The sequence below is a fragment of the Bradyrhizobium sp. AZCC 2176 genome (assembly GCF_036924645.1).
Lineage (GTDB): Bacteria > Pseudomonadota > Alphaproteobacteria > Rhizobiales > Xanthobacteraceae > Bradyrhizobium.
On sequence record NZ_JAZHRX010000001.1, the window covers coordinates 858,463 to 873,584 of the forward strand.

The window sequence follows — 15,122 nt, forward strand, 5'->3', positions numbered from 1 at the left end:
GACGCCACGACAATAATGGCGCTGGACCGGGGAGGATTTGATGGCATTAACGAAGTCGCACGTCGCAGGCCCGACGACGCCTGCGGTGCGGGAGATGACGTTCGGCGACCTCTTGCGCAAGGCGGCTGAGGCGGCGCCCGATCGCTTGGCCCTGATTGCAGGCGTGCCTGATCCGAAGCTGCGCCGTCAATGGACCTACGCGCAATTCTATCATGAAGCCCAGCGGACCGCCCGCGCGCTGCTGTCGCGCTTTCGGCCGGGCGAGCGCATTGCCGTCTGGGCACAGAACCTCCCGGAATGGGTGATGCTCGAATTCGGCGCCGGCATGGCGGGCATGATCCTCGTCACCGTGAACCCGGCCTTTCGCGCCCGAGAGCTCGAATATGTGTTGAAGCAGTCGCGCTCGGCCGGAATCTTCGTCGTCGACGGTTTTCGCGGCAATCCGATGCTGGAGACGGTGCAGGCGGTGGCGCCGAACTGCCCCGAACTGCGCGAGATCATCTGTTTCGACGACTGGAATGCGTTCATCGCCGCGGGCGATGACGAGCACATCAAACTGCCGGCCGTCAGTCCCGACGATCCCGTCATGATCCAGTACACCTCGGGCACCACGGGCTTTCCGAAGGGCGCCCTGCTCCGTCATCGCGGACTTCTCAACAACGGCGCCGATACCGCCGACCGGATGGGCGTCGATGCCGGCGACGTCTTCATCACCACGATGCCGCTGTTTCACACCGGCGGCTGCGTCTGCTGCGTGATCGGCGCGGTATCGAAAGCCTCGACCCAGGTGCTGGTCGAAGCGTTCGAGCCCGGGCTGGTGCTGGAAATGCTCGGAACCTATCGCGGCAATGCGATGCTGGGCGTTCCCACGATGCTGGTCGCGATGCTGGAGCATCCGACATTCGCGGCGACCGACCTCTCCTCGGTCAAGGCGATCTGCTCGGGCGGCTCGACGGTGCCGGCCGCGCTGGTGCGGCTATTGGAAGAAAAGCTCGGCGCGCCGTTCACGATTGTTTTCGGACAGACCGAATGCTCCCCGGTCGCGGCGCAAACCCGCACCACCGACAGCGTCGAGGACAAGGCCAATACGATCGGCCTGCCGCTTCCGAACATGGAAACAAAGATCATCGACCCCGCGACCGGCGAGACCGTTCCGGTGGGCACGATCGGCGAGTTCTGCACCCGTGGCTACCACGTAATGCTCGGTTACTTTGAAATGCCGGATGCGACCGCAGCCGCGATCGATGCGGACGGCTGGCTGCATACCGGCGATCTCTGCGCGATGGACGCGCGCGGCTATTGCACGGTGGAGGGCCGCCTCAAGGACATGATCATCCGCGGCGGCGAGAACATCTATCCGCGCGAGCTGGAGGAGCTCTTGTTCAAACATCCGAAGGTCGGCGAAGTCGCCGTGATCGGCATTCCCCACGAGAAGTGGGGCGAAGAGGTCGCGGCCTTCATCCGCCCGGCGCCCGGCGCAACAATCGAAAAGGAAGAACTGATCGACTACATGCGCGCCTCGCTCGCCCCGCACAAGACGCCGAAGCACTGGTTTGTCGTGGACGCGTTCCCGCTGACGGGATCAGGCAAGATCCAGAAGTTCAAGCTGCGCGAAGCCTGGAGCAAAGGTGAGATGGCGGCGATCTAGGTCGCCGCTAACCCTTGAATGTCGGCTGCCGTGGATGAATGCAGTCCTTGAAGTCCGCAAAGCCCTTCCACGCCGGCTCCGGCGCGGCCTGTCCGGCGGCGGGTACGTACATCGACGGTTCGATCGAACTCATCGTCGGAATATAGCGCGGACAATTCGGAAAGATCGCCCGCGCGGTGACACGAACGACAAGCTGCGCGCCGACGGTCTCCGCAAGCAGCGGATCGCGGTCACTCACGCGTGCGCTGCCGTTGACCCGCAGACGCCGTGGCTTGTCATGCATGGCGATGAAGAGCAAGCCGACATCGGCATTGGCGACGATGTTGCCGAGACTCTTGAACATGCCGTTGCCGTCATAGTCGGGGAATGCGATCTCGGAAGGTCCGGTGATGCGCACAAAGCCCGGTGCCCCGCCCTTGAACGAGCAATCGGGCCGCCCCTCGGCGTCGGCCGTCGCCAGGAAAAAGTAAGGAAGGCCTTCGATGAACTGCTTGTCGTCAGCCGAAAATTCCTTGCGCATCAACTTCTCTTCCAGCCGGTCCGAAATCCGGCGGCTGTCGAACTGATCCTGCAATTGCCGGTTGCCTTCGTGATACATGACGCTCTCAGCCATGGCCGTGCTTCCTCCTGCCTGAGTTTCCTGCGCGCGAGCTCAGTCTGGATCAAACTGCACGATTGAGCATACCACTTTACGGTTGCAGCGCGTGCGGCAAGCTGACCCGCACGCTCGATGGCAAACCGGCGCATGAGGAGCTATTGGCTCTGGCTGCCGCGGCCGTCGGGAAAGTAACGTCAGAATTGAAAGATGGTTTCGGCGAGAGGCGGCCGCCTCTCACTCCTTCACTTCTCCGTACAGCGTTGCCTTGGTGCCATCGGTATTTTCAAAGGCGATTTCAACCTTGTTGCCATCGAAAGCGAGAATCCAAAGCTGCGTTTCGCTACGTCCGAGTATTCGGCGCTCCAATGCAAATCTACGCTCGTCGAGCCAGCGTCCCTTGGATGCATTGATCCCATAATTAACCGGCGGGCTTCTTCGATAAATCCCGTCAAGTCCGAGAAGTCCTGAAAAGTGCCCCTCAGGCTGGTCCGCCCTTCCAGCATAGGTGATGATTTCCCAGAACGGATCCGGATCGGTGAGGTTCAGCGCGAACGTCTTTACTCTCAGAGTGTTGCTGCTCACCTGATAGGTCTTCCCCGATATCTGTTTCGCCAGTTCGGGGGTCTTGCCGAGCGGCGACGGCCGCTCCGTGGCCGCTTCGCGAACCGATGCCGCGAGCAGGGATTGCGCAATAACATCAGGCGGCAGCGGCTGGTCCGACTTGACGGCGCTGGCGATATCATCGATCAGCCTGATTGTTGGATAAAACTGGTCGTCGCGCAGAATGCCGGTCATGACGGCAACAATATCCAGCTTCGGAAGAACGAGGATCAGTTGCGAATGGCGACCTCGCGCCATGTAGGCCCCCTTTTCGGGCAGCGACCACCACAGATTTGCGTAGCGAAACCCGAAAGTCGCCGTAACCTTTCCTTCCCTCGCCCGATCGACCCATGACGATGGGATGATCTGCTTGCCGTCCCACATTCCGTTGCGGAGGTAGAGATAGCCAAATCGGGCCATGTCGTGCGGCGCAAGCGACAGTCCGGCTTCGCCGTCGATGACTCCCTGGGCGTCGGGCCGGCCCCAGCGAGCGCTGGTGATGCCAAGCGGCCCGAACAGTTCCCTCTTCGCAAAGTCCAGCGCGTTCTGACCGGTCTTCCTGTTGATGAGCGCGGACAGCACGTATGGATTGCCGCTGTTGTAATAGAATTTGGCACCGGGAGTATCCGACATCGGCTGGCTTAGCACGAAAGCGGTCCGATCCGGCGCCTGATACATCCGCATGAGGGTCTCGTCGGGGCGTATAGGATTTCTCCTGCCACTCGAAGCCCGAGGTCATGTCCAGCAGGTGCTGAACGGTAATCGCCTTCTTGGCTTCGTCGATGTTGGGAATTTGCTTGTCGGCGAACAAGTCCATGACCGGATGATCAACGCTGTCGAGCAGGCCCTGTTTGATTTCGATGGCCGTCAACGTGCTGACAACACTCTTCGTTACCGACCTCAGGTCGTGGGTAATGTTAGGCTGATAGGGTGCATAATAAGCATCAAGCACGATCTTCCCGTGCCGGGCGATCAGCAGGCTGTCCTGCTTGTAGCCCCCGACGGTCTCTACCAGCCGGGCGAGCGTACCGGATTGCATCCCCTGCTCTTCGGGGGTTGAGACCGGCCAGGCCTTGGTGGGCCATACCGCTTCCTGAACCTGATTATCCGCCGTGCCTGCAATCGAACCGGAGGCGGTGAAACATTGAAGCCCGGCGAAAAGCACTACGGCTGTCGCGTGACGCAGACGCAGCATCGGAGGTCCCCCTATGATCGCTATTATCTTCTCGAACGGAAAACTTTCTTCAGTAGAGCGTTTCTTTTTACGCTACGCAAGATTGTTTCGTGCTCAAACGACATCGTGTGCCCCTTAATCCGGCGCGCGCAACCGATAGCCGATGCCGGTCTCGGTCAGCACGAATTGCGGGCGCTCGGGATCGGCTTCGATCTTCTGCCGGAGCTGGCGGACATAGACGCGCAAATATTGCGCGTCCGTCAGTTCGTCCCAGAGCTCCTTCAGCAGAAAGCGGTGGGTCAGCACCTTGCCGGCGTGCTGCACCAGCACGCGCAGCAGATCATATTCCTTCGGTGAGAGTTTTACCTCTCGCTCACCGACCTTGACGATGCGGCGGACCAGGTCGACCGAGAGATCGCCGGCGCGAAACACCGGCCGCTCGCCCTGCACCTGCAATTGGTGCCGCAGCGCAGCGCGCATCCGCGCCAACAGCTCATCCATGCCGAACGGCTTTGTCAGATAGTCGTCAGCGCCGAAGTCGAGCGCCTGCACCTTGCCGGCCTCGTCGCCGCGGCTCGACAGCACCACGATCGGCACGCTGTCGTTGCGGCCGCGGATCATGCGCAGCAGGTCATGGCCCTGGATGTCGGGCAGGCCCAGATCGAGGATGATCAGCGCCGGATTTTCGGTCAGCTTCTCCAGCGCGATCTTGCCGTTCGAGGCTTCCAGGATGTCGTAGCCTTGCGTGCTCAGCCCCATCCGCAACAGCTTGCGGATCGGCGGCTCGTCGTCGATGACCAGGACCTTGATGGCGGGAGCATTCATGCGGCGGTATCCAGCGCACTGTCGGTGGCCGGGACTGGCAGCCGAATTGATATCACCGCCCCACTGCGGTCGCTGCGATTGGCGGCCGAGATCGTGCCATGCATCGCCTCGACAAAGCCACGGGAAATCGCAAGGCCAAGACCGGTGCCGGGACGAACGTGATCGCCCTTCTGCGCGCGATGGAATTTGTCGAACACGCTCTCCAGCTCTTCCGGCGGGATACCGTTGCCCTCGTCCAGGATCTGCAGCGAGACCTTTCCCTGATCGCGCGTTCCCCTGATCGAAATCGTAGTGCCTGATGGCGCGTACTTGGCGGCGTTGTCGAGCAGGTTGAACAGCACCTGCTCGAACAACACGGCATCGAGCTCCAGCATCGGCAGATCGGAGCCGAGTTCCAGCGACACCTTGTGATGCACGAGGATCTTGCCGGCGCGGCGCAGCGCGCTGCCGACGATCTCGCCGACATCGTGCCGCGCGGTATTCGGCACGATCGCGCCGGATTCGAGTTTGGTCATGTCGAGCAGGTTGGCGATGAAGCGGTTGAGCCGCTCGGATTCGTCGATCATGGTGACGAGCAGATCGTTCTTCTGTGCATCGTTAAGGCCGGCGCCGAGATCGCGCAGGGTAGAGGCGGCGCCGAGCACCGAGGCCAGCGGCGTCTTCAGATCGTGCGAGATAGAGGTCAGCAGCGCGCCACGCAGCCGGTCAGATTCTACGGTGCGCTTGACGCGATCCATGTCCTCGACCAGCAGCACCCGCTCGATTGCGAGCGCGCCCTGATCGACCAGGGCGTCCAGCAGGCGACGCTGATCCGGCGTCAGCAGCGGTCCGGTCCGATCGTCGTCGATGCCGATGACGCCGATCGGGCCGCGTCCGGTTCGCATCGGCAGGAACAGCCGCTTGGCGCCCGGCAGTGTGTCCGAGCCGCGCCCGGCCGGACGGTCGTTGTCCCAGGCCCAGTTGGCGGCGGCGAGATCGGCCTGGTCAAGCTGGTCTTCCGGCGGATAGCCGGACTTCACGGTCAACACGCCCTCTTCCGGCAGCAGCAGCACCACACGCACCTTCAGCATCAGCGCGGTCTGATAGGCGGTCGCCCACAGCACGTCGTCGAGCGTCGCGGTGCTGGCGAGTTTACGGCTGAAGGCGTAGAGCAATTCGGTGGTCCGCATCCGGCCGATCGCGGTATCGGCCTGCGACCGCACCCGCGCAGCGACGTTAGAGACCAGCAGCGCAATCAGCATGAAGAAGAAGAACGCCGCGACATTGGTCGGGTCGGCGATGGTGAAGGTATAGTACGGCGACATGAAGAAGAAATTGTAGCACAGCGATGCCGCGACGCTCGCCAGCAGTGACGGCCATAGCCCAAAGCGCACCGCAACACTCACCACGGCGGTGAGGAACACCAGATCGACATTCTCGACGCCGCCGAACAGCGGCTGGATCACCGCGGCGGCGGCAAGGCCGATCGCGACGAACAGCAGCGCCATCAGATAAGGCCGCGCGTTGAACGGTTCCTGCCGCGCCGCGGTCTGCACCGCCGGCTTCGCCACGCCCTGTTCGTCGCCGGCGATCACGTGGACGCTGATGTTGCCGGCGCGCCGCACCAGATCGCGTACGACAGAACCGCGCGTCAGTTCGAACCACCATGAACGCGTCGACTTGCCGATGATGATTTGGGTCACGTTGTTGGCATGCGCGAAATGGATGACGTCGTCGGCAATACGGCGGCCAACGCCGGGAATGGTGAGCGCCTCAGCCCCGAGCGCTTCGGCAAGCCGCATGGTGTCGGCTAGCCGGTCGCGCTGCTCGTCGGTCAGTTGTAAGCTGCGCCGCGTCTCGATGCTGATCGCCGTCCATTGCGCGTGCAGCCGGTCCGCCAGCCGTTTGGTGTAGCGCACGAGGCCGGCTGCGCGCGGGTCTTCGCTGACGCAAACCAGAATGCGCTCGCCCGCCGCCCACGGACCTGCGATAGCGTTTGCCTGCATATGGGTGAGCAACTGCTCGTCGACCCGCTCGGCGGTGCGCCGCAGCGCCAGCTCGCGTAGCGCGGTCAGGTTGCCCGGCGAGAAATAATGCTCCAGCGCGCGCTCGGCCTGTTTGGGGACATAGACCTTGCCCTCCTTCAGCCGCTGGATCAGGTCGTCAGGGGTCAGGTCGATCAGCTCGATGGCGTCGGCCCGGTCGAACACCTTGTCCGGCACGGTTTCGCGCACCCGCACATGCGTGATCTGCGCGACCACGTCGTTGAGGCTTTCGATGTGCTGGATGTTGACCGCCGTATAGACATCGATGCCATGGGACAGCAGTTCCTCGACATCTAGATAGCGCTTGGGATGGCGGCTGCCCGGCGCGTTGGTGTGGGCGAGTTCATCGACGAGCGCAATCTGCGGCCGCCGCGCAATCAGCGCATCGAGGTCCATCTCCTCGAGTATCTGCTCCTTGTAGGCGAGCCGCCGGCGCGGCAGCACTTCGAGGCCGTTCAAAAGCGCTTCGGTTTCGGCCCGGCCATGGGTTTCGACGATGCCAACGACGACATCAGCGCCCGCTTTTTTCTTGGCGTGAGCGCTCTGCAGCATCTCGTAGGTTTTGCCGACGCCGGGAGCGGCGCCGACGAAGATCTTGAGCCGGCCCGCGCGGCTGTCCTCGCGCCGGGCCGCTTCCAGGAGGGCTTCCGGCAAGGGACGCTGTTGGGGGTCGCGGCGGGTTTTGACCATGCGGCAATATAGTCCTCACCCCTCGGCGGGCCTAGCGGGTCTCATTTGGAAGCCTCGTCCAATGCGAGATTCAACGCCAATACGTTAACGCGCGGTTCGCCCAGCAATCCAGCCATGCGGTCCTGGATGTGCTCGGTGACCAGCTGGCGGACCCGGGCTTCTGGCAGGTTGCGCGCCTTCGCCACCCGCGGCACCTGGAACAGCGCGCCCTCCGGCGAAATATCCGGATCAAGCCCGCTCCCCGAGGTCGTGACGAGGTCGACAGGCACAGCAGCGGACGGATTTTCGGCCTTCAGCTTCTCGACGTCCTCCTTGACCCGGTCGTTCAGCGCCTTGCTGGTCGGCCCGAGGTTGGAGCCGCCGGAATTGGCGGCGTTATAGGGCGCGGACACGGTCTTGCTCGAATCGGCTGGGTCCGGCGCCAGCGTCGCCGAAGGGCGGCCGTGGAAATACTTGTCGTCCTTGAACTCCTGCCCGATCAGGGTGGAGCCAATGATCTTGCCGTCCCTCTCGATCAGGCTGCCTTGCGCCTGCTTCGGAAAGATTACGCCGGCAATCGCGGTCATGGCGAGGGGATAGGCGAGGCCGATGATCGCGGTAAGCAGCAGCAGGATGAGGATGGCGGGACGAATTTCTCTGAGCATTGTGCGTCTCCTTGGTTCTCATTGCGAGCGAAGCGAAGCAAGCCATGGGGCGGCAAAGAAAGAATGGATTGCTTGGTCGCTCCGCTCCTCGCAATGACGGCTAGAGTTAGGCTAAGCCCAAAACCGCGACGGCGAGGTCGATGGCCTTGATGCCGATGAAGGGAACGATGATGCCGCCCAAGCCGTAGATCAGCAGGTTGCGGCGCAAAAGCGCCCCGGCGCCTACGGCGCGGTACGCCACGCCTTTCAGCGCCAGCGGGATCAACGCGATGATGATGAGCGCATTGAAGATGATCGCCGACAGGATCGCGCTCTGCGGGCTGGCGAGGTGCATGACATTGAGCACCTCAAGCTGCGGATAGAATGCCAGGAACATCGCGGGGATGATGGCGAAATATTTCGCGACGTCGTTGGCGATCGAAAACGTGGTCAGCGCGCCACGCGTCATCAAAAGCTGCTTGCCGATTTCGACCACCTCGATCAGCTTGGTCGGGTTGGAATCGAGATCGACCATATTGCCGGCTTCCCGTGCGGCCTGCGTGCCGGTGTTCATGGCGACGCCGACATCAGCCTGCGCCAGCGCCGGGGCGTCGTTGGTGCCGTCGCCGCACATCGCAACCAATTTGCCCTTGGCCTGTTCGTCGCGGATCAGCTTCAGTTTGTCCTCCGGCGTCGCCTGCGCCAGGAAATCGTCGACGCCGGCTTCGGCGGCGATGGCGGCCGCCGTCATCGGATTATCGCCGGTGATCATCACGGTGCGGATACCCATGCGGCGCAGCTCGGCAAAGCGTTCGCGGATGCCGCCCTTGACGATATCCTTCAGGTGCACCACGCCGAGGAGGCGACCATCCCTGGCCACCGCGAGCGGAGTACCGCCGGCTTTCGCGATCTCGTCTGCGATGCTCTGGAGTTCGCGGGCCGCCTCCGAGCTGACGGTCGGCTGCAGCGCGCGAACCGCGTTGCCGGTGGCGATAGTTTGGGCATTCCCACCGCCGATATAGTTCAGGATCGCGTCCACCGCGCCCTTGCGGACCGAGGAAGATCCGGCATCGATGCCGCTCATGCGCGTCTGCGCGGTGAACGGAACAAATGTCGCGGCAAGCTCATGCATCTCGCGGCCACGAATGCCGTATTTCTCCTTGGCCAGGACGACGATGGAGCGGCCTTCGGGCGTCTCGTCAGCCAGCGAGGCGAGCTGCGCCGCATCGGCGAGTTCCTGCTCAGTGGCACCCCGAACCGGACGGAAAGCCGCGGCCTGACGGTTGCCCAGCGTGATGGTGCCGGTCTTGTCCAGCAGCAGCGTATCGACGTCGCCAGCGGCCTCGACCGCGCGGCCGGACATCGCCAGCACGTTGAAGCGCACCAGACGGTCCATGCCGGCGATGCCGATCGCCGACAACAGGGCGCCGATCGTGGTCGGGATCAAGGTGACGAACAGCGCCACCAGAACGATCACCGATATCGAGCCGCCTGCATAGGCCGCATAGCTCGGGATCGTCACGGTCGCGAACACGAAGATGATGGTCAATCCAGCCAGCAGGATGTTGAGCGCGATCTCGTTCGGCGTCTTCTGCCGTTCGGCGCCTTCGACCAGCTTGATCATGCGGTCGATAAAGGTCGATCCTTGGGCTGCGGTGATGCGAACGCGGATCCAGTCGGACAGCACCTGCGTTCCGCCGGTCACCGCCGAGCGGTCGCCGCCGGACTCGCGGATCACAGGCGCAGATTCACCGGTGATCGCGGCCTCGTTGACGGAGGCGACGCCTTCGATCACCTCGCCGTCGGAGGGGATGTTGTCGCCGGCCTCCACCAGGACGATATCGCCGACCTTGAGCGCGGTGCCGGGCACGAGACGATAGGCTTTGTCCGATCCCGTCAGCAGCTTGGCCTGGCTCTCGGTGCGGGTCTTCTTCAGCGATTCGGCCTGCGCCTTGCCGCGGCCTTCGGCGACGGCTTCCGCGAAATTGGCAAACAGCACCGTGAACCACAGCCATAGGATGATCTGAAACGTGAAGCCGAGATTTGCACCGCCCGTGACGAGGTCGCGCAGGAAGATGACCGTGGTCAGCGCCGCCACGACCTCGACCACGAACATCACGGGGCTCTTGATCATCAGGCGCGGGTCGAGCTTGACCAAGGCCGATTTGATCGCAGGCACGAGGATCTTGGGGTCGAGCATCGCCGACGCCGTCGCCTTTTTCTGTAGCTTCATGGCTTCCATGGACGTAACTCCGAAAAGGAATCTATCAGAACAGCGTGTTGGCATTGCCGGCGAGGTGCTCGACGATCGGCCCGAGCGCCAACGCCGGGAAGAAAGTGAGGCCGCCGATGATCAGGATGACGCCGACGACGAGGCCGACAAAAAGGCCGCCGGTGGTCGGGAACGTGCCCACCGATGGCGGGATTGATTTTTTCTCCGCGAGCGAGCCTGCAATCGCCATTGCCGGCACGATCATGAAGAAGCGGCCAACGAACATCGCCATCGCACCGGTCAGATTGTAGAAGAACGTGTTGCCGGTGAGGCCCGCGAAAGCAGAGCCGTTATTGCCGGTTTGAGAGGTGTAGGCGTAAAGCACTTCGGTGAAGCCATGCGGACCGCCATTGGCCATTGACGCCACCGCCGGCGGGAACACGACCGCGACGGCCGTCCAGCCAAGGATCATCAGCGGCAGCACCAGGATCGCGAGCATCGCCATCTTGACCTCGCGCGCCTCGATCTTCTTGCCGACATACTCCGGCGTGCGGCCGACCATCAGGCCGGCAACGAAGATCGCCAGCACCACGAACAGCAGCATGCCGTACATGCCGGCGCCGACGCCGCCGACGATGATTTCGCCGAGCTGGATGTTGATCAGCGGAATCATGCCGCCAAGTGCGGTGAAACTATCGTGCATGGCGTTGACCGCGCCGCACGAGGCCGCCGTGGTGATGACCGCGAAGAGTGAGGAAGCGACGATTCCGAAACGGACTTCCTTGCCTTCCATGTTGCCGCCGGACAGGCCGAGCGCGCTCAGCGCCGAGGTGCCGTTGGCTTCGGCCCAATAGGTGACGGCGACACCCGACAGGAACAGCACGCCCATCACGGCGAGGATCGCCCAGCCCTGACGCTGGTTGCCGACCATGCGGCCGAACACGTTGGTCAGCGCCGCGCCAAGCGCGAAGATCGAGATCATCTGCACGAAGTTCGACAGCGCGGTGGGGTTTTCGAAGGGATGCGCGGCATTGGCGTTGAAGAAGCCGCCGCCATTGGTGCCGAGCATCTTGATGGCGACCTGCGAGGCGACGGGGCCTACAGCAATGGTCTGCTTGGCGCCTTCCAGCGTCGTCGCCTCGACATAGGCACCGAGTGTCTGCGGCATGCCCTGCCAGACCAGGAACAGCGTATAGATGATGCAGATCGGCAGAAGCACATAGAGGGTGCAGCGCGTCACATCGACCCAGAAATTGCCGATGGTGCGCATCGAGGAACGGGAAAAGCCACGGATCAGCGCTACCGCAAGCGCGATGCCGGTCGCCGCCGACAGAAAATTCTGGTGCGTCAGGCCGACCATCTGCGTCAGATAGGACAGCGTGCTCTCGCCGCCATAGTTCTGCCAGTTGGTGTTGGTGAGAAACGAGATCGCCGTGTTGAAAGACAGATCCGGGGCGACGGCGGATTGCTCTACCGGATTGAGCGGCAACAGGGCCTGCAGCCGCATCAGGCTATAGATGACGAGGAAGCCGCCGACATGGAACAGCAGCATGGCGACCGTATAGCTCAGCCAGTGCTGCTCCCGCTTCTCATCGACGCCGCCGATCCAGTACAGCGCCGTCTCGACCGGCCGCAGGACGGGAGAGAGGAAAGTGCGCTCGCCGTTGAAGACGCGAGTCATGTACCAGCCGAGCGGTTTGACCAGCGCGACTACGATGGCGCAATACAGAGGAATTTGAATCCATCCGATGACGGTCATTGTCAGGAACCCTTCAGCAGCAGGCGAATGAGCTCAATCAATGGCGCCGAGGCGACGACAAACGCCAGGACGACCTCGACCAGCGTGATCGTGGCGCGCTCAGAAGCGCTCGGGCCGCAGCAGCGCGTAGGTCAGGTAAAACAGCAGGCCGAGCGAGACGAGACCGGCAAGCGAGTAATCGAAGATCATGGTGCTCTCCTCTCTACAACCGCTCGCAGGCATAGGCGTAACCAATGCCTGCCACGAAGAAGCCGAAGGCGAGCGCCAGCATGAGAATGTCCAGCATGGGAATGTTCCTGCGCGACTTGATTCGCGAACCGAATGGACGGTTTCGCGTTTTGCTGGACTGAGGTGCCACCGGCTGCATAGGTTTTCGAGACGGAGGGAATGGCAACGTTATAGGAATCTCATAAAGACGCGCCCGTCGTCCTTGCGCACGCCCCAGGCCATCAAGTATGCACTGTTCGAGAACGGGCATCATCCCGAGACCATCATCCCGAGACCATCATCGAATTGTCGCGCGAGATTGAGCTCGATATGCGGGGCGGCGCCCTATCCCGATCGACCGGCCGGCTGGACATTCCATTTGACGCCGCTTGCTCGGGTGCTAGCTTCATCGAAGGCAAATGACCATAACACAGCGATCGATGGAGGAAGCCATGAACGTAGCATCGTCTCCCTCCCCCGTGACAGAAGCGGTATCTTCAGAAGGCGTCGTGGCCGCCGGTGTCTATGTCGATGGCCGGCGCATCGCCAACATCAATATCGATGAAGCCTCAAGCTGGCGCAGCCGGCCGGGCCATGTGGTCTGGATCGGACTGCATGAACCTGACATCACGGTGCTGCACCGCGTGCAGCAGCAGTTCGAGCTGCATGATCTCGCCATTGAGGACGCCGACCACGCCCATCAGCGGCCGAAGATCGAGCAGTACGGCGACGCCCTGTTCATCGTGGCGCGCACCGCGCAGCTCGATGGCGACAGCATTGCATTCGGAGAGACGCATCTGTTCGTCGGCGAAGGATATATCGTCTCGGTCCGCCATGGCGCCTCGACGTCCTACAAGCCGGTACGCGAACGATGCGAAAGCTGTCCGCGGGCACTGGCTCGTGGGGAGGACTACATCCTCTACGCCATCCTCGACTTCATCGTCGACAACTACTCCCCCGTTCTCGAAACCATTCAGGAGGAGGTCGAGACGATGGAGGCGCAGGTGCTCGCGAGCGCGATGACGCAGGCGCAGATCGAGCGTCTCTATCAGCTCCGACGCGACCTGTTGCGCCTGCGCAATGCGGTCGGGCCGCTGGTGGAGGTCTGCCGCCGGCTTGAGCATGACAATTTGCCGATGGTGCGATCCACTATGCAACCGCTGTTCCGCGACGTGACGGACCATGTGCGGACCGTTCAGGAGCAGATCGACTCGCTCCGCGAGGTATTGGCGTTTGCTTTCGAGGCGAGCTTGCTGGTGGGCCAGGCGCAGGAGACCGCGGTATCCAAGAAGCTGGCGTCATGGCTTGCCATCATCGCGGTGCCGACCGCGATCGCCGGCATCTACGGCATGAATTTCAAGCACATGCCGGAGCTGCAGTGGGAGTACGGCTATTTCAGCGTGATCGCCGCAATCCTGCTCGTATGCACCGGCTTGTTCTGGCGCTTCCGACGCGTCGGCTGGTTGTAGGCTGACGAGTGGAAGGCCCGGTTTTCGCAACGCAAAGTGGTACCCACCTTGCTCGAGAAAGCATAGAGTATTGACGAACCAGCGATCCGGCAGACGGGCGAATATCATGACAGCCACTTCGACGAGCCGAACTATCATACCCATCATGGCGCTTGTTGCAGCCTGTGGCGTGGCAGTGGCCGGCACCATTTTGTACGTCCGCCGCGGGCCGCCGGCCGACACCAGCACTGCAGCCGTCGCGCCGACGATCTCAAAGCCTGCATCGGACGCGCGAGAGCAAAGCCCCGCCCCGCTCGCAACGGCGAAAGCGGAAGCCAACGCCATCGTGGACGCGCTGGCAGGATCACCCCCACCACCGGAGAACAGCGACGGCGTGCCGACGTTCGATGTTGCCCGCATCGAACCGACGGGCGAAGCCGTCATAGCCGGCCGGACAGCGCCCGGCGCGACGGTGGAACTGCTGCGTAATGGCGAAGTGCATGATCGCGCGGTCGCGGATCAATCCGGACAATTCGTCATCGTCCCGCCGCGGCTTCCATCTGGCACCTACGACCTGACGCTGCGCTCCAGGCAGCCGGACGGCAAGCAGACCACGTCCAAACAGAATGTGACGGTGGCACTTGAGCCGAAAGCGACCGACCGGCCGGTCGTGGCGCTGATCACGCCGAACAAGCCAATCGTCATGCTGTCGCAACCGGCGGCGGCAAAACCGGCGGCTGGCGCCGTGATCGTGGAGACGGTCGAGATCGAGCCGGGTGGCAAGTTCCACGTGAGCGGCCAGGCACGCCCCGGCGCGGCATTGCGGCTTTATCTCAACGACAGCTTTATTACGTCGGTATCGGCCGCCGCTGATGGGCGTTTTGCGGTCACAATCAATGAAGGGGTCGCACCGGGCAGCTACCGCGTGCGAGTGGACGAGGCATCGACTTCCGGCTCTGTACGCGCACGTGCCGAGGTGCCGTTCAATGTTCCTGACACGGTGACCGCATCTGTGCCGGCGCAGACCACAGCGTCGAAGCGCCCGGAGTCTGCCGCTGCGCAACAACCACAATTGGCGGCTGCAGGGGCTGTCGTTCTGCCAGACGGAGGTTCGCCTTCATCCACCGTGGTCGTGCCAAAGATCACGACCACGACTGTGTCACGCGGCGACAGCCTCTGGCGTCTCAGCCAACTCTCGTACGGCGCGGGCACGCGCTATGCCATCATCTACAAGGCGAACCGGGAACAGATCCGCAATCCCAACCTGATTTATCCCGGCCAAGTCTTTGTCCTTCCGGCGAAGTGAAGCGCATC

The 15,122-nt window shown here is 62.6% G+C and carries 12 protein-coding genes and 2 pseudogenes; 4 read left to right on the forward strand and 10 right to left on the reverse strand.

What is annotated here, in order from left to right; genetic code table 11:
• The first annotated feature begins 40 nt into the window (after positions 1–40).
• Positions 41–1,648: an AMP-binding protein gene (locus tag V1288_RS03895; RefSeq protein ID WP_334355818.1), complete on the forward strand. Its 1,608-nt coding sequence runs from the start codon at positions 41–43 to the stop codon at positions 1,646–1,648.
• Positions 1,649–1,655: 7 nt separating this feature from the next.
• On the opposite strand, the gene V1288_RS03900 is transcribed toward V1288_RS03895, so the two are convergent.
• The 10 genes and pseudogenes from V1288_RS03900 to V1288_RS03945 form a co-directional block, all read right to left on the reverse strand.
• Positions 1,656–2,261 (reverse strand): pyridoxamine 5'-phosphate oxidase family protein, encoded by a 606-nt coding sequence (locus V1288_RS03900; RefSeq protein ID WP_334355819.1) that lies wholly within the window; start codon positions 2,259–2,261, stop codon positions 1,656–1,658.
• Positions 2,262–2,480: 219 nt separating this feature from the next.
• Entirely contained in the window at positions 2,481–3,530 is a 1,050-nt protein-coding gene (locus V1288_RS03905; protein ID WP_442894181.1) for a serine hydrolase domain-containing protein, read from the reverse strand.
• A 52-nt stretch (positions 3,531–3,582) separates the two neighbouring features.
• Positions 3,583–4,041: pseudogene (locus tag V1288_RS34035) on the reverse strand (serine hydrolase); the annotation flags it as partial.
• A gap of 114 nt (positions 4,042–4,155) precedes the next feature.
• On the reverse strand, positions 4,156–4,845 hold the full coding sequence (locus V1288_RS03915) for a response regulator transcription factor (RefSeq protein ID WP_334355821.1): 690 nt from the start codon (positions 4,843–4,845) through the stop codon (positions 4,156–4,158).
• Positions 4,842–7,559, reverse strand: coding sequence for a sensor histidine kinase KdpD (locus tag V1288_RS03920; protein WP_334355822.1), 2,718 nt, complete (start codon positions 7,557–7,559; stop codon positions 4,842–4,844). The genes V1288_RS03915 and V1288_RS03920 overlap by 4 nt, the downstream gene beginning before the upstream one ends.
• A 41-nt stretch (positions 7,560–7,600) precedes the next feature.
• A complete protein-coding gene (locus V1288_RS03925) occupies positions 7,601–8,203 on the reverse strand; it encodes a K(+)-transporting ATPase subunit C (RefSeq protein ID WP_334355823.1) in 603 nt (200 codons plus the stop codon).
• A 106-nt stretch (positions 8,204–8,309) separates the two neighbouring features.
• On the reverse strand, positions 8,310–10,424 hold the full coding sequence (kdpB, locus tag V1288_RS03930) for a potassium-transporting ATPase subunit KdpB (protein WP_334355824.1): 2,115 nt from the start codon (positions 10,422–10,424) through the stop codon (positions 8,310–8,312).
• 25 nt (positions 10,425–10,449) lie between these two features.
• Entirely contained in the window at positions 10,450–12,153 is a 1,704-nt protein-coding gene (kdpA, locus tag V1288_RS03935) for a potassium-transporting ATPase subunit KdpA (protein WP_334355825.1), read from the reverse strand.
• Positions 12,154–12,252: 99 nt separating this feature from the next.
• Complete coding sequence (locus V1288_RS03940; RefSeq protein WP_016846764.1) at positions 12,253–12,342, reverse strand: K(+)-transporting ATPase subunit F; 90 nt, start codon at positions 12,340–12,342, stop codon at positions 12,253–12,255.
• Positions 12,343–12,355: 13 nt separating this feature from the next.
• A complete protein-coding gene (locus V1288_RS03945; RefSeq protein ID WP_334361474.1) occupies positions 12,356–12,520 on the reverse strand; it encodes a hypothetical protein in 165 nt (54 codons plus the stop codon).
• On the opposite strand from V1288_RS03945, the pseudogene V1288_RS03950 reads away from it, so the two are divergent.
• The 3 genes and pseudogenes from V1288_RS03950 to V1288_RS03960 all read left to right on the forward strand — a co-directional run bounded on the left by V1288_RS03950 (position 12,500) and on the right by V1288_RS03960 (position 15,114).
• Positions 12,500–12,783, forward strand: a pseudogene (locus V1288_RS03950) (hypothetical protein). The gene V1288_RS03945 and the pseudogene V1288_RS03950 overlap by 21 nt on opposite strands.
• Before the next feature lie 29 nt (positions 12,784–12,812).
• Positions 12,813–13,829, forward strand: coding sequence for a magnesium and cobalt transport protein CorA (locus V1288_RS03955; RefSeq protein WP_334355826.1), 1,017 nt, complete (start codon positions 12,813–12,815; stop codon positions 13,827–13,829).
• Between the two features lie 106 nt (positions 13,830–13,935).
• Positions 13,936–15,114, forward strand: a complete 1,179-nt coding sequence (locus tag V1288_RS03960; protein ID WP_334355827.1) for a LysM peptidoglycan-binding domain-containing protein — start codon at positions 13,936–13,938, stop codon at positions 15,112–15,114.
• The last annotated feature ends 8 nt before the right edge of the window (positions 15,115–15,122 follow it).